Source organism: Streptomyces sp. NPDC024555 (genome assembly GCF_055559335.1).
In genome coordinates this window covers 241,855-255,795 of record NZ_JBVHKV010000011.1, presented here as the reverse complement: position 1 = coordinate 255,795, position 13,941 = coordinate 241,855, and the positions used below count along the sequence as shown (strand labels likewise).

General features: G+C 73.5%; 12 protein-coding genes. 7 read left to right on the top strand and 5 right to left on the bottom strand.

Going from position 1 to position 13,941, the window contains the following annotated elements; translation table 11 throughout:
* The 4 genes from ACZ4FH_RS20960 to ACZ4FH_RS20945 all read right to left on the bottom strand — a co-directional run bounded on the left by ACZ4FH_RS20960 (position 1) and on the right by ACZ4FH_RS20945 (position 3,383).
* Entirely contained in the window at positions 1–522 is a 522-nt protein-coding gene (locus tag ACZ4FH_RS20960; RefSeq protein ID WP_383633094.1) for a 3-hydroxyanthranilate 3,4-dioxygenase, read from the bottom strand.
* Positions 519–956 carry a RidA family protein gene (locus tag ACZ4FH_RS20955; RefSeq protein WP_467306478.1) on the bottom strand — a complete coding sequence of 146 codons (438 nt, stop codon included), beginning with the start codon at positions 954–956 and terminating at the stop codon, positions 519–521. The genes ACZ4FH_RS20960 and ACZ4FH_RS20955 overlap by 4 nt, the downstream gene beginning before the upstream one ends.
* Complete coding sequence (locus tag ACZ4FH_RS20950) at positions 956–1,720, bottom strand: 2-keto-4-pentenoate hydratase (RefSeq protein ID WP_467306477.1); 765 nt, start codon at positions 1,718–1,720, stop codon at positions 956–958. Before ACZ4FH_RS20950 ends, ACZ4FH_RS20955 begins: the two co-directional genes overlap by 1 nt.
* A gap of 187 nt (positions 1,721–1,907) precedes the next feature.
* Complete coding sequence (locus ACZ4FH_RS20945; protein ID WP_467306476.1) at positions 1,908–3,383, bottom strand: 2-hydroxymuconic semialdehyde dehydrogenase; 1,476 nt, start codon at positions 3,381–3,383, stop codon at positions 1,908–1,910.
* 290 nt (positions 3,384–3,673) lie between these two features.
* Between ACZ4FH_RS20945 and ACZ4FH_RS20940 the strand changes: the two genes are divergently transcribed.
* Both ACZ4FH_RS20940 and ACZ4FH_RS20935 read left to right on the top strand, forming a co-directional pair.
* A complete protein-coding gene (locus ACZ4FH_RS20940) occupies positions 3,674–4,999 on the top strand; it encodes an MFS transporter (RefSeq protein WP_467306475.1) in 1,326 nt (441 codons plus the stop codon).
* Positions 4,996–6,210 (top strand): carboxylesterase family protein, encoded by a 1,215-nt coding sequence (locus tag ACZ4FH_RS20935; RefSeq protein WP_467306474.1) that lies wholly within the window; start codon positions 4,996–4,998, stop codon positions 6,208–6,210. Before ACZ4FH_RS20940 ends, ACZ4FH_RS20935 begins: the two co-directional genes overlap by 4 nt.
* A 66-nt stretch (positions 6,211–6,276) precedes the next feature.
* On the opposite strand, the gene ACZ4FH_RS20930 is transcribed toward ACZ4FH_RS20935, so the two are convergent.
* A complete protein-coding gene (locus ACZ4FH_RS20930) occupies positions 6,277–7,254 on the bottom strand; it encodes a LysR substrate-binding domain-containing protein (RefSeq protein WP_467306473.1) in 978 nt (325 codons plus the stop codon).
* Positions 7,255–7,492: 238 nt separating this feature from the next.
* Between ACZ4FH_RS20930 and ACZ4FH_RS20925 the strand changes: the two genes are divergently transcribed.
* From ACZ4FH_RS20925 to ACZ4FH_RS20905, 5 genes are all read left to right on the top strand, one after another.
* The gene (locus ACZ4FH_RS20925) at positions 7,493–8,305 is read left to right on the top strand and encodes an ABC transporter ATP-binding protein (protein ID WP_467306472.1); all 813 of its coding nucleotides are present in this window, start codon (positions 7,493–7,495) and stop codon (positions 8,303–8,305) included.
* A gap of 32 nt (positions 8,306–8,337) precedes the next feature.
* On the top strand, positions 8,338–9,408 hold the full coding sequence (locus ACZ4FH_RS20920) for a sugar phosphate isomerase/epimerase family protein (RefSeq protein WP_467306470.1): 1,071 nt from the start codon (positions 8,338–8,340) through the stop codon (positions 9,406–9,408).
* Positions 9,405–10,868, top strand: a complete 1,464-nt coding sequence (locus ACZ4FH_RS20915) for a chlorohydrolase family protein (protein ID WP_467306468.1) — start codon at positions 9,405–9,407, stop codon at positions 10,866–10,868. The genes ACZ4FH_RS20920 and ACZ4FH_RS20915 overlap by 4 nt, the downstream gene beginning before the upstream one ends.
* Positions 10,865–12,376, top strand: coding sequence for an amidohydrolase family protein (locus ACZ4FH_RS20910; RefSeq protein WP_467306466.1), 1,512 nt, complete (start codon positions 10,865–10,867; stop codon positions 12,374–12,376). Before ACZ4FH_RS20915 ends, ACZ4FH_RS20910 begins: the two co-directional genes overlap by 4 nt.
* Positions 12,377–12,531: 155 nt before the next feature.
* Positions 12,532–13,908: an MFS transporter gene (locus ACZ4FH_RS20905; protein ID WP_467306464.1), complete on the top strand. Its 1,377-nt coding sequence runs from the start codon at positions 12,532–12,534 to the stop codon at positions 13,906–13,908.
* Positions 13,909–13,941 lie beyond the last annotated feature (33 nt).

The window sequence follows — 13,941 nt, the reverse complement described above, 5'->3', positions numbered from 1 at the left end:
TCAGCCCTTCCCGGGGTGCAGGGCCCCGCACCGGGAGCAGCTCCGGGCCCGCTCGTCGCCGTAGAACTCCTCGAAGACCGGCGGCAGATCGGCGACGATGTCGCGGACCTGGAGCTCCACCTCGTGCACGGGTGCGGAGCAGGAGGGGCAGAACCACAGGAACTTCTCCAGGGTGCCCTCCTCGCGGACCCGCTCGATCACCAGGCCGATGGAGTCGGGGTCGGGGCGCTGCGGGGAGTGCGGGACGTCGCCCGGCAGCAGCCACGCCTGCCCTTCCTTGATGTGCACGGTCCGCGGGCCGTCGTCGGTCATGAGGTTGACGTGCATGTCCCCCTTGACCTGGTAGAACCACTCCTCGTACGGGTCCAGGTGGAAGTCGGTGCGCTGGTTGGGGCCGCCGACGATCTGCACGATGAAGTCGTTGCCGAGGGACATGGTGCGGTTGTTCACCGGGGGCTTCAGCAGATGCGCGTGGGCGTCGATCCAGCCCTGGAAGTCGATGACCTCGGGGATGTCCGTCACGATGTCTCCTTCGGGGTGGTGGCGGCGGGCAGATGCGCCACGGCCTGGATCTCGATGAGCAGATGGGGATGGGGGAGCTGGTGCACGGCGACGGTGGTCCTGGCCGGACCGCTCTCGTCGAAGTACCGGCCGTAGACCTCGTTGTAGCCGCCGAAGTCGTTCATGTTGACCAGATAGGCCGTGACCTGGACGACGTCCGAGAGGGAGCCGCCGGCCTCGGCGAGGATGCCGCCGATGTTCTCGATGACGGCGCCGGTCTGCGCGCGGATGTCGAGGTCGGTGGTGCCCAGCTCGTCCGTCGCCACGCCGACGAAGGTGTTGTCGGGCCGGCGGGAGCTGGTGCCGGAGACGAAGACGAGGTCCCCGGCGCGGCGGTAGTGCGGGAACCGGCCGCGCGGGCGCGCCTTGCCGGGGATGATACGTGCCTGGTCCATCAGACGCCCCTCACGCCGACCCGGCCGAGGCCGTCGACCTCGCAGGTGATCGTTCCGGGTGTCAGGGGCACCGCCGCGGTGGCCGCCCCCGCGAGCACGACCTCGCCCGCGCGCAGCGGAATGCGCCGCCGGCGGGCCATGTCGAGCAGGGCGTGCAGGGCGTTGACCGGGGCGCCGAGAATGGCCGCGGTCGTCCCGCGTACGTCGTGGTCCCCGCCGTGCAGCCGTACGGCCCGGTCGGAGACGTCCTCGACCGGGCGCCACGGGCCGATGGCGTAGCCCGCCGCCGACGTGTTGTCCGCGACGACGTCCTCGTAGGTGAAACGGAAGTCGCGGTAGCGGGAGTCGATGATCTCCAGGGCGGGTGCGACGGCGTCCACGCAGGCGACGATGTCGGTGTCCGGATCGTCCGGGTCCACGTCGCGCGCCAGCCGGAACGCGACCTCGGGCTCCACCTTCGGGTGGATGAACCGGGCCAGGTCGACCGTGCCGCCGTCCGCCACGCACATGGCGTCGGTCAGCCGGCCGACGATGATCTCGGAGACCCCCATCTGCTCCATCTTGGCCTTGCTGGTGAACCCCAGCTTGACGCCGGTGACGCGCTCGCCGCGTCCCTGCCGCAGGGCGAGGAGCGCCGCCTGCACGGCGTAGGCGTCCTCGACGGACAGGGTGTGCGTGTCGGCCAGGCTGAGGGTGTCCGTCACGGTGCTCTGGGCGGTGTGGAGCCGCTCGGCCAGGGCCCGGACCGTCTCTTCGGGGATCATCGGCTGCCTCCTTCGCCGGGGTGCGCGGGGGGTGCGCAGGGGGTCGGGTGCGCGCCGGGCACGGGGGCCCGGCCGCGGCACGGGGCGTGGTCGCCCATGGTCACGTCCTTCCGGCCGCCCGCGGGAGGGGCGGCCTTCGCTCGGTCGGGGAAGCCGGGGAGCACCGGCCTCCGGGGCGCGGGAGCCGTCACAGCCGCACGCACACATTGGTCGGCTCGGTGTAGAAGTGCAGGGAGGACGCACCGCCCTCCCGGCCCAGACCGGAGAGGCCGACGCCGCCGAAGGGCGAGCGCAGATCGCGCAGGAACCAGGTGTTGACCCAGGACATCCCGACGTTCATGGCCTGGGCCACGCGGTGGCCGCGCCGCAGGTCGCGGGTCCACACGGAGGCCGCGAGACCGTAGTCGGTGTCATTGGCCAGCGCGACGGCCTCGTCCTCCGTGTCGAAGGGGATCAGGGCCGCGACGGGGCCGAAGATCTCCTCGCGCACCGGGCGGTCGGCGTGCGTCAGCCCCGTCCACAGCGTCGGTTCGATCCACGATCCGCCGTCCAGCTCCGCGCCGAGCGCGGGGGTGCCGCCGCCGGTGAGGACCTTCGCGCCGGACTCCCGGGCGAGGTCCAGATAGCCGCGCACCTTCTCCCGGTGGGCCTGCGAGATGAGCGGCCCCGTGGTGGTCGCCGGGTCCTGCGGGCTGCCCAGGCGCAGCGAGCGCGCCCGCTCGACCAGTCCGTCGGCGATGTCGGCGAAGACCGACCGGTGGACGTAGACCCGCTCGGTGCACAGGCAGACCTGGCCGGTGTTGGTGAACACCGACCGGGTCAGGCCGTCCAGCGTCTCGTCGAGGTCGGCGTCGGGGAAGACGAGCGCGGCGTTCTTGCCGCCCAGCTCGAAGGAGACGGGGCGGACGCGCGGCGCGACGGTCCTCATCACCTGGGCGCCGGTCGCCGAGGATCCGGTGAAGGTGACGCCGTCGATGCCGGGGTGCGTGGTGACGAACTCCCCGGCCGATCCGCCGCCGAAGCCGTGCACGACGTTGTACGCCCCGGCCGGGAGCCCCGCGTCGGCCAGCACCTCGGCGAGCAGGGTTGCCGTGCCCGGCGTCTCCTCGCTGGGCTTGACCACGACGGTGTTGCCGCAGGCGAGCGCGGGGGCGACCTTCCAGGTGAGCAGCAGCAGCGGGAGGTTCCACGGCACGATGACCGCGACCACCCCGAGGGGCTTGCGCACCGCGTAGTTGAGGGCGTGGGCGCCGCCCGGCAGATCGGTCAGGAAGGACTCCTGGCCGGCGGCCGCGACGACGTCGGCGAAGGTACGGAAGTTGGCGACGGCCCGGGAGACGTCGAGATCACGGGCGAGCGCCACGGGCTTGCCGGTGTCGGCGACCTCGGCGGCCACGAACGCGTCGAACCGCTCCTCGATCAGGTCGGCCGCCCGGCGCAGGACCTCGGTCCGCTCCCGTACGGGCGTCGCCGACCAGGGCCCGAGCGCCCTGCGCGCCGCCGTGACGGCGCGGTCGACCAGAGGCGCGTCGGCCTCGTGGACGCGGGAGTGGACGAGGCCCGTGGCCGGGTCCGTCGCGTCGAAGCTCTTGCCGCCGTCGTCGGGGTCGATGAAGCGTCCATCGACGAAGTTGCGGATCCACCGCGGTGTCTGTGCCGTCATGGTCTCCACCCTGGGAGCGGGCAGCCATGACCACAAATGACGTTTTGCGCAGCAGGTATGCCGACTTCGGTATGGCAGGGCCGGTGGTCTTCCCCGCGGCCCGGTTTCCACGCGGGACAGCCACCGGCCGGGCGGCGGCCGGCGCTCCCCGGTCCGACGGATTCGGTCCTCCGGTATACCCGCACCGCTATAGCTCCGGGGCGAACCGGCATTTGTCCGCTTCCGCCGGGGGGCCCAGGATCCACCGAAAGCGGGGGCTCCCCCCGCGTCCCCAGCAGACGAGGTGATCCATGAGCGACGCGGACCGTTCCACGGGCGCGAGCAGAACGGCGCTTGCCACGCTTCTCGGAACCACATTGGAGTGGTACGACTTCTTCCTGTACGGCACGGCCGCCGCCCTCATCTTCGACAAGCAGTTCTTCCCCGACCTGAGCCCGGCGGCGGGCACCCTGGCGGCCTTCTCGACCCTCGCGGTCGGCTTCGTCGCCCGGCCGCTCGGCGGTCTGGTCTTCGGACACTTCGGCGACCGGCTGGGGCGCCGGTCGACGCTGGTGGTGTCCCTGGTGATGATGGGGATCGGCTCGACCCTCATCGGCGCGGTGCCCAGCTACGACACCATCGGCATCTGGGCCCCGGTCCTCCTGGTCCTCCTGCGCGTCGTCCAGGGCATCGGCCTCGGCGGCGAGGGCGCCGGCGCCACCCTGATGTCCATGGAGCACGCGCCCGAGGGGCGGCGGAACCTGTACGCGGGCTTCCCGCAGATGGGCACCCCGGCCGGTCTGGTCCTGGCGAACATGATCTTCCTGGCCACCAGCTCGCTCGCCGGACACGCCGCGTTCACCGCCTGGGCCTGGCGCATCCCGTTCCTGCTGAGCTTCGTCCTGGTGGGCGTGGGACTGGTCGTCCGGCTGCGCGTCACCGAATCGCCGTCCTTCGACCGGGCCCGGCAGGAGGACGAGGTGGTCCGCTTCCCGCTGGCGGAGGCGGTGCGCACGGGACTGCCGAGGCTGGCCGTCACCCTGCTCGCCGTGGTGGCCAACTCCGCGGTCGCCTACGTCTTCATGGTCTTCACGCTGTCCTACGGCACCAAGCACCTCGGCTTCGACCAGCGGTTCCTGGTCCTCGGGGTGAGCGCCGCCGCCGTGCTCTGGTTCGTCTCGATCCCCCTGTGGACCGCGGTCGCCGACCGCAGGGGGCGCCGCACCCTCTTCATCGGCGGATCGGTCGCCATCCTGCTGTGGTGCGCGGTGTTCTTCCCGCTGCTCGACACGGGGGACCGGCTGCCGGCGCTGCTCGCGCTCGCCGGCATGGGCCTGATCATCCCGGTGACCCACTGCGTCCAGGGCGCGATCATCGCCGACACCTTCCCCGTACGCGTGCGCTACTCGGGCACCTCCCTGATCCTCCAGATCGGCGCGGTGCTCGGCGGCGGGCTGGCCCCCATGATCTCCAGCGCGCTTCTGGACGCGAGCGGGTCGTCGACCGGTGTGACCTGGTACCTGGTGGGCATGTGCGCCCTCAGCCTCGTCGGGGCGGTGGCGCTGTTCCGTTTGGTTCCCGAGCGTCCCGCCGCCCCGGCCCGACGCCTCGTCCCCGAACCCGCAGGTGAGGCATGAACACTCCGCGTACGGTCCGCAGCGGCCCCTTCCGGTACGCCACGGCCGCACGATTCGCCCGGCCCCGGCCCGTGCCGTACGGGGACACCGCGTCCTCGTCCGGCGCGGTCTGCCCCCAGCCGGACTCCCGCCTCGAAGCACTGATGGGCCCGCCCCCGGGCCGGCACCCGCACGACGAGGACTGCCTCCACCTCACGGTCACCCGCCCCGCCGCCCCCGCGGCGGGGCGGCGGCCCGTCCTCGTGTGGTTCCACGGCGGCGGGTTCAGCAGCGGGGCCGGGATCCTCGACTGGTACGACGGAAGCTCCCTCGCCGCCGAGCAGGACGTCGTCGTGGTCGCCGCCAACTACCGGCTCGGCGCGCTCGGCTATCTCGTCCACGACGGGGTCAGCGAGGGCAACCTCGGCCTGCACGACCAGCTGGAGGCGCTCCGCTGGGTCCGGGACCACATCGCGGACCACGGCGGCGACCCCGGCAACGTCACGGTCTTCGGCCAGTCGGCCGGCGCCCTGTCCGCCCTGCTGCTCCTGGAGACGCCCGGGGCCCGCGCCCTGCTGCGCCGGGTGATCCTCCAGAGCCCGCCGCTGTCGCTGCTCACCCGCACCCCGGCCGAGGCCCGCGCGACCGGGCGGATCTTCGCCGCCCACCTCGGCACCGACCCCCGCACCGCCCCGGCGGACGCACTGCTCGCCGCCCAGGCGCGCACCGCGGCCGACCACCGGCAGCGGACCGGGAACTTCCTGGAGCCGCCGTTCGGGCCGGTGGCCGGCACCGCGCCGCTGCCCGAAGGACCCGGCCCCGCGTCCTTCGGCGACCAGGCCCCGGACGTGCTGTACGGCTGGAACGCCGACGACATGTCCGCCTTTCCCGAGGGCCCGTCCGACAGCGGCGGCGTCGCCGCACGCACCCGCCGCGTCTACGAGGAGCCGCTGCGGGAGCTGCGCGAGCGGCTGGAGCGCCGGGGCGCCCGCGTCCACGGATACCGGCTGGACTGGCGGCCGGCCGGCTCGCCCCACGGCGCCACCCACTGCGTCGAGATCCCGCTGCTCCTCGGCTCGGCCGACGCCTGGCGGCACGCGCCGATGCTGGGCAGCCTCTCCTGGGCACAGGTGGACGCCGTGGGCCGGGGCGTCCGCGCGGCCTGGGCCTCCTTCGCCCGTACCGGCGACCCGGGACCGCTGCCCGCACCGCTCGTTCCGCTGACTCGCTGACGTCACCCGGTCCCGGCTCCCGGCTTCCGGCGGACGTTCGCGGGGGAGCCGACACGCGTGCGCGCCTCAGCCGGTCCCGGTCCCGGCCCCCGTCTCTGCCCCCGCCACGGGCCGGAGCATGCCCCGGATCTCGGCCGCCACGTCCCGCAGATGCTGGAGCAGGGCCTGGGTGCTCGGGCTGGGCGCGCGGTCGTGCGGCAGCGTCACCCCGACGAGGCGGGAGACCGAGGGCAGGGGCGTCGGCAGCACGGCCAGCCGGTCGTCACGCTGCGGGATGAGCACCGGCAGCGTGGCCACGGTGTCCGACTCCTCCAGCAGGGTGCGCAGGGTCAGGATGGACGTGCACTCCACCCGGTCTTCGGGCAGCGGCAGTTCCGCCTCGAAGAAGACCCGCTCCACCTCCCTGCGCAGGGAGGTGTTGGCGACCGGCAGGCTCCACGGGAAGTGCATCAGGTCCGCCAGCCGCGGGGCGGCGAGGGACTGCGCCGGGTGGCCGGCCCGGGTGACCAGCTTGACCGGTTCGCTGTAGAGCTGGATCTGCCGGGTGCGGCCCCCGGGGTCCGAGGCGTTGAGCCGGCCCACGGTCAGATCCACCTGACCGGCCATGAGGTCGGCCAGGAGCACGTCCGGCGGGGCCTCCTTCACGACGACGGTGACCCGGGGGCGCTCCCGCTTGAGCCGGGTGATGGCCTTCGGCAGCAGCAGACCGGCCCCGGCCAGATGCGTGCCCACGGTGACCGTGCCCACCTGACCGCTGTTCAGCTCGGCCACGTGCTGGCCCGCCTTGCGGATATGGGCCAGCACCACCTGCGCGTGCCCGATGAACGCCTCTCCGCAGACGGTGGGCGTCACCCCGCGCGGACCGCGCTCGAAGACCTCGGCGCCGAGGATCGCCTCCAGTTCGCGCAGCCCGCGCGTCACCACCGGCTGGGTCACCCGCAGATGTTCCGCGGCCCGCATCACGGAGCCGTGCTCCGCGATGGTCGTGAGGAGCACCAGATGGCGCAGCTTCAGACGGCCGTCCAGCAGCTTCTCGGGATCCATCGGCCCAGGGTATGCCCCGGCGGCTATGACGCAAGGGGTTCAGCAGCCGGAACGGGCAAGGGTGCGGGGCGGTCCCGGCCGGGGGACGGCCTCGCCCGACCCATGCCCGTACGGCTATGCCGTGGACGGCAAGAGGTATTGGACACGCATGACGTCCCGCGCCGAGACTCACCAGCAACGAACGCGGCCGGAACGACCGGGACCCACCCGCGTCACCCCGGCGGACTGGGAGAACGACGTGACGGCGCACCACATACCGGCTTCACCGGGCCCGAGGGTCGCGGCCCGCGACGTACGGCTCCGGGTGCGCGGCCTGCGTGCGGCGCTCCCCCTCGACGGCGCGGTGCGCACGGTGCTCGACGACGTGAACTTCGATCTGCGCCGGGGCGAACGGCTCGGCGTGCTGGGGGAGGACGACGCCGCCCTCCCGCTGCTCGCCCGGACCCTGACCGGCCGCCCCGCCCCGGGCGACCGGGTCCTCGCGGGGACGGTCCGCCTCGCGGACGGTCCGGCGGGCGATCCGGCACAGGCCGGGGGACCGGCGTCCGGCATCGCCCTCCTCGACCCGGCGGCGCCCGCCCTCCCGCACACCGGTCCCGTACCGGCCGGGACGCGGGTGCTCGTCACCGTCCTCACCGGCCTCCCCGCCGACGAGGCCGGGGCCCGGACCGACCGGCTGAGGGCCGTCGCCCCGGCCCTCGAAGCGGACGGCACCGCGCTGATCGTGATCGGCGGCCCGTTCGGAGCGGTCGCCGGACTCTGCGACACGCTCCAGATCGTCGCGGGCGGGCGGATCGTCGAGCGAGGGCCCGCCGCCGAACTCCGCGCCCGCCCCCGGCACGGGCTCACCGCGGCCCTGCGGACCGGGGCCGGCGCACCCCCGTACGGCTCCGGGACCGGGCGCGGCTGCTTCTTCGCGGCGCACTGCCCCCAGGGCCGGGGCCACGACCGGTGCCTCCACGAGGTCCCGGGCCCCACGCCCTTCGGCTCGCCCCACGGCTCGGTCACCGTGAAGTGCCACCGCCCGGCACCGGCCGCCGTCCTGTCATGAACCGCAACGGAACAGCGCAAGGAGACATACGCATGAAGGTGGGAGTGGACGGCCGCAAGCTTCCCGGGGCGGCGACGCGCCCGGCGGTCGAGAGCCTGGAGAAGGCCGCCGAACTGGGCCTGGACGGGGTCTTCTTCAGGACCGTCCTCGACATCACGCCGACGCTGGACCGGCACGTCCTGAAGGAACTGCGCCGGCGCGCGGACGAACTCGGCCTCTACCTCGACATGGGGCTGGCCAAGGTCAACCCCTACGCCAACGCGGAGGCGCCCGAGGTCCGGGAGCTGGGCAACGGCGACTACACCGCCGGCATGATCCGCATGATGCGGGCCTGCGCGGAGATCGACTGCCGGGAACTCTGGGTCGGCACCGCCAACTACAAGCCCCGGCTGCCCGGTTACCACGTCTTCGACCGGTTCCGCACCGACGCCCCCTGGAGCGACCAGCTCGCCGGGATCGAGAAGTTCCTCCGCGTCCTGCGGCCCGCCGCCCTCGACCTGGGCATCCACCTCAACGTCGAGACCCACGAGGAGATCACCTCCTTCGAGGTGGTCCGCCTGGTGGAGGCCGTCGGACCGGACGCCGTCGGGATCACGTACGACTCCGCCAACGTCGTCGCCCGCGCCGAGGACCCCGTCGAGGCCGCCCGCCGCGTGGCGCCCTACGTGCGGATGAGCCACGTCCGGGACGTCGCGCTGTTCCGTACCGACTACGGCATCGGACGCATGCTGGCGCCCTGCGGCGAGGGCGTCATGGACTGGCAGGCCATCCTCGCGGCCCTGGGCGCGCACCGGCCCGGCCTCCGGCTGTCCATCGAGAACTCCCGCGACCGCACGGTCATGCCGATGCACGTGTACGACCCCGACTGGCTGGCCGCGCACCCCGACCTCACCACCACCGAACTCGCCGAGGTCTTCCGCCTCACCCACACCTACGAGGACCTGGCAGCGGCCGGGCAGCGGCCGGACTTCGGCCACCTCACCGGCACCCCGTGCGACGGCCCCGAACAGCTCCGCTTCATCACCCGCACCGCCGAGCACCTGCGCGAGATCCTCGCCGCGGACGGCGCACCCGGCACCGCGTCCGACGGGGCGGCCCGATGAGGACCCGTGTCTCGGCGCGGTTCGTCGTCGGGTACGACGGGACCGGCCACGTCGTGTACGAGAACGGCGCGGTCGTCTACGAGGACGACACGGTCGTCCACGTCGGCCACGGCTTCGAGGGGCGGGTCGACGTCGAGCGCGACGAGGGACTCGCCCTGGTCGGGCCCGGCTTCGTCGACCTCAACGCCCTCGGCGACATCGACCACGCCGTCTTCGACACCTACCAGGACGACGCCCTCGCCACCGGGCAGCGGTGGTCCGAGCGCTATCTGGAGCGGCGCCACGAGGTCTTCGGCCGCGAGGAGGAGGCGTTCAAACGCCGCTACGCCTTCGGCCAGCTCCTCCTCAACGGCATCACCACCGCCCTGCCCATCGCCTCGGAGATCTCCAAGGAGTGGGCGGAGACGTACGAGGAGACGGCCGACGCGGCCGAGGCCGCCGCGGACCTCGGACTGCGCGTCTACCTCGGCCCCAGCTACCGCTCGGCCGTGCCCGTGGTCGACGGCCGGGGCCGCACCCGGCTGCACCGCGAACCGAGGCTCGGCGAGGCCGGACTGGACGCCGCCGCCCGGTTCGTGGCCGACATCGAGCGGGCCGGCCACGGCCTGGTGCGCGGCATGCTCGCCCCCTCCCGCGTCGAGACGGTCGACCCCGCGCTGCTGCGCCGCACCCGCGCCCTCTCCGACGAACTGCGCTGCCCGGTCCGGCTGCACGCCGGACAGACCCTGTTCGAGGTCGGCCTGCTGCGCGAGGCGCACGGCCGCCGCCCCATGCAACTCCTCCACGACCTGGGCTTCCTGGGACCGCGCACCCTGATCCCGCACGCCTGGGCGGTCGCCGGGCACAGCCAGCTCCCCGGCCCCGGCAACGATCTCGACCTGCTGCGCGACAGCGGCACCACCGTGATCTTCTGCCCCATGGCGGTGGCCCGCTACGCCGTCGTCCTGGAGTCCTTCGACCGCTACCTCGCCCACGGCATCCGCATGGCCATGGGCACCGACACCGCCCCGCCCGACATGATCCGCGCGATGGACACCGGAATGGTCCTCACCAAGGCGGTCGAACGGCGCCGCTCCGCCGGCTCCTGCCGCGACCTCTACGACGCGGCGACCCTCGGGGGAGCCGACGCGCTCGGCCGCCCCGACCTCGGCCGGCTGGCCGAGGGCACCCGGGCCGACCTCACCGTGATCGACCTGTCGGGCCCCCGGACCGGCCCCGTCGACGACCCGATCCGCACCCTCGTCCTCGCCGGCGACGGCCGGGACGTGCGCACCGTCGTCGTCGACGGGCGGACCGTCGTGGACGGCGGCGTGCTCCTCGGCGCACGCCCCGGCGACCGCGAACGCGCCCAGGCGTACCTGGACCGCTACCGGGCCGCCTACCCCGAACGCGACCACCTCGGCCGTACGGAACAGGAACTCTTCCCGCCGACCTACCCGATCAGGAGGGCCGCACCATGACCGGCCACGGCGACCCCGGCCGGCGCACCGCCGACCTCCTGCTCACCGGCGGCTGCGTGATCACCATGGACCCGGCCCGGCGGGTGCTCACCGACGGCGCGGTCGCCGTCACCGACGGCCGCGTCACCGCCGTCGGCCCCACCGAGGACGTCCGGGCCCGCTGGAGCGCCGCCGACACCCTCGACTGCACGGGACAGGTGGTCCTCCCGGGTCTCATCGACGCCCACGGCCACGGCGGGCACGCCCTGCTGAAGACGATCGGCGTCGACACCCTGTCCTGGTGGATGCGGATCGCCACCCGGACCTACTTCGAGCACACGGACACCGGCTACTGGTACGCGGACGGACGCCTCGCCGCCCTGGAGCGGCTGAGGTTCGGCGTGACCTGCGGGGTGAGCGTCCTCGGCTCCCAGCCCCGCTCCGACCGGCCGGAGTTCGGAGACGCCCACGCCCGCGCCTACGCGGAGACGGGCACGCGCCTGGTGCTCGGCGTCGGCCCGAGCGGTCTGCCCTGGCCGCGCGAGAACGGCCACTGGACGGACGAGGGCACCCACCACCGCACCCGCGTGGACCTCGACCGGATGATGGCGGGCGCGGAGGAGACCGTCGCCGCCTGGCACAACGGCGCCGACGGCCGGATCACGGTGGCCGTCACCCCGTACACCATGGTCCCCTCCCTCGATCCGAGCGGCCCGGCCACGCCCGACCGCGCCACCCGGCTGACCGCACAGGACCGGGAGCAGTCCGCCCGCGTACGCGACCTCGCGGCCCGCTACGGCACCCGCGTCCACACGGACGCCTTCGGCGGCATGGTCGAACTCGCCCACCGGCTCGACCCGCACGCGCTGCTCGGCCCCGACGTCCACTTCCAGCACGGTTTCGGTCTCAGCGCCCGCGAGGTGGCGATCCTGGCCGAGACGGGGACGAGCGTGACGCACGGCCCCGGTGTGGTGGTCGGCGCGCTGCGCGGACGCTGCCCGGTCCCCGAACTGCTGGACGCGGGGGTCACGGTGGCCGTCACCACCGACGGCTGCGCGCCGATGTCGAGCTTCGACCTGTTCACCGCCGTGCGCCAGGCCCAGACGCTCACCCAGCTGCAACAGCGCGACACCTGTCTGCTGCCCCCCGGCAAGCTGCTGGAGATGGTCACCATCGACGCGGCCCGCGCGATCGGCCAGGACGCCGAGATCGGCTCGCTGGAGGAGGGCAAGGCGGCCGACATCACCGTCGTGGACACCCGCCGGCCCCATCTCCAGCCCCTGCACATGCCGGTCCACGCCCTGGTCTACAAGGCGGGCGGCCAGGACGTCAGCCATGTCGTCGTGGCGGGCCGGGTGCTGCTGCGCGACGGACGCCCGACCCGCGCCGACGAGGCCGAGGTGATCGACGCGGCGGGCGAGGCGGCCCGGCGGGTCGTCGCCCGGGGCCGGCTCGGCCGCTTCGTCACCGCCCCGCAGTGGGGCGCCTCGCGTCAGTCCTTCCCCGACCCCGTCCCCTTCGAGGAATGAGCCAGGCCATGCCGCTCACGCACCGCCGCTCCCGTGTCTTAGGCCCCCGCCCCCGTCCGCAGTGACCCCGATCGACCCGAGAGTCCGGCCCGCACCGTGGTATGCGGCGGACGGACCGCTGAATCCCCTTCCCGCCGACCTGACAGGGCCACGGTATGAAGAACAGCCGCAGTACCGGAAGCAGCACCCCAAGAACCCCCAGCACCCCCGGCACCCAGGACGGCCGGGCCACCCGCAGGGTCGCGCTGGCGACCCTCAGCGGAACCGTGCTGGAGGGATACGACTTCTTCGTCTACGGGACGACGTCCGCCCTCGTCTTCAACTCGCAGTTCTTTCCCTCGCTGAGCCCCACGGCCGGCACGCTCGCCGCGTTCAGCACCTTCGCCGTGGGCTTCGCCGCCCGCCCCGTCGGCGGCCTGGTCTTCGGCCACTTCGGTGACCGCGTCGGCCGCAAGGGAACCCTGGTCGTCTCCCTCCTGATGATGGGGATCGCCACCACCCTCATCGGCCTCGTCCCCACCTTCGCGGTGATCGGGGTCTGGGCACCGGTCCTGCTGGTGCTGCTGCGCTTCGTGCAGGGCATCGCCCTCGGCGGCGAGATGGCCGGCGCCACGCTGCTCTCCATGGAGCACGCACCGGACGGCAGGAAGAACCTGTTCGCGGGGTTCCCGCAGATGGGCACGCCGGCCGGCCTCGTCCTGGCGAACCTGGTCATCCTCACCACCGGCGCCGTGATGCCGGACGCGGCCTTCACCGCCTGGGGCTGGCGGATCCCGTTCCTGCTCAGCGGAGTCCTGGTCGTCCTCGGCCTCTTCGTCCGCCTGCGGGTCGCCGAGTCGCCGTCCTTCGCGGCCGCGGTCTCCGCCGACCGCGTCGTCGCCAATCCGCTGCGGGAATCCCTCAAGGTCGGCTTCCCGAGGCTCGCGGCCACCCTGTTCGCCGCGGTGGCCAGCGGGGCGGTGGGCTATGTGTTCATGGTCTACAGCCTCTCCTACGGCACCTCGACCGTCGGTTTCGACCGGCAGTACCTGGTGCTGTGCGTCACCGCTGCCGCCGCCGTCTGGTGCTGCCTCATCCCGGTGTGGACGATGGTCGCGGACCGCTTCGGCCGGCGCCGGATGTTCCTGGCGGGATCGGGCGCGCTCCTGGTGGCGGGCTCCGTCTTCCTGCCGCTCGTCGACACGGGCTCCCGGGGCGTCACGCTCGCCGCGTTCCTGATGATGGGACTGGTCATGCCCATCACGCACAGCGTGCAGGGCGCGATCATCGCCGACACCTTCCCGGTCCACGTCCGCTACTCCGGCTCGTCCCTCGTCATGCAGACCGGGGCGATCATCGGCGGCGGTCTCGCCCCCATGATCGCGGTGGCCCTCCAGGACGCCACCGGTTCCTCCGTCGGCGTCACCCTCTACGCCGGCGGGATCAGCCTGATCAGCCTCGTCGCCGCGGTCCTCATGTTCCGGATGCCGCCCCTCGCCACCGGGGAACCGGTCTCCGCCCCGGCGCGCGAGCGCCAGAGCGAAGCGGTCTGAGACCACGGGAGTCCGGGAGCACCGGTCCGCGCC